Genomic DNA, 634 nt, shown 5'->3' with positions numbered 1-634 from the left:
AATTCGGTGATGGCTGGAATCATCTGTTCGATTTCTTGTGTGGAATAACCGAGCATCAAGCACTTCATCCGAATATTTTCCATGCCGGAAAGTGTCGGTTTCAATCCTGCGCCAATGGCAAGCAGTGATACTTCTCCGCGGATATGCATGTCACCATATGTTGGTAAAATAATACCCGCCAAGATGTTAGATAAGGTCGATTTCCCAGAACCGTTGAGCCCGATTAAACCGACTGTCTCGCCTTTTTTCACCGCAAACGACACATCGCGCAGCGCAAAGAAAGACGGCTTTTCTTCGGCGGGTTGGAAGATGGAAAGCAGCTGTTTGGACTGGCTGGCCAGCATACTGTATTGCTTGGCTACTTGTTTTAAGTGCACGATTGTTTCTGGCATATGTTTTTCCTCCTCTACAAATAATCCATGAAGCGGTCTTTAAATTGCAGATGCAACATCGCACCTACCCCTAGAACAAGCAGTGTCACACCCCAAAAATAAAGCGACCACCAGACATCTTGGAAAAACCATTCCCGGGAAAGAAAGGCGTCCCGGAACCCTTCGATCACATATACGATGGGATTCAACTTCAATGCTTTGGTAAGTAAGGAATCCGGGTGTGCTGTCACGTCCATCACAGC

At 46.8% G+C, this 634-nt stretch carries 1 protein-coding gene and 1 pseudogene; both read right to left on the bottom strand.

Annotated elements, in window-relative coordinates:
• Window positions 1-392, bottom strand: a 392-nt coding sequence (locus PRIP_RS17465; RefSeq protein ID WP_036102651.1) for an ATP-binding cassette domain-containing protein, incomplete at its 3' end; no start/stop codon positions are given.
• A 14-nt stretch (window positions 393-406) separates the two neighbouring features.
• Window positions 407-634: pseudogene (locus tag PRIP_RS17265) on the bottom strand (ABC transporter permease); the annotation flags it as partial.

This window comes from Paenilisteria riparia FSL S10-1204 (assembly GCF_000525995.1).
Taxonomy (GTDB): domain Bacteria; phylum Bacillota; class Bacilli; order Lactobacillales; family Listeriaceae; genus Listeria_A; species Listeria_A riparia.
Note: the sequence above shows the minus strand (reverse complement) of the source record. Positions and strands in the feature narration are given on the sequence as shown.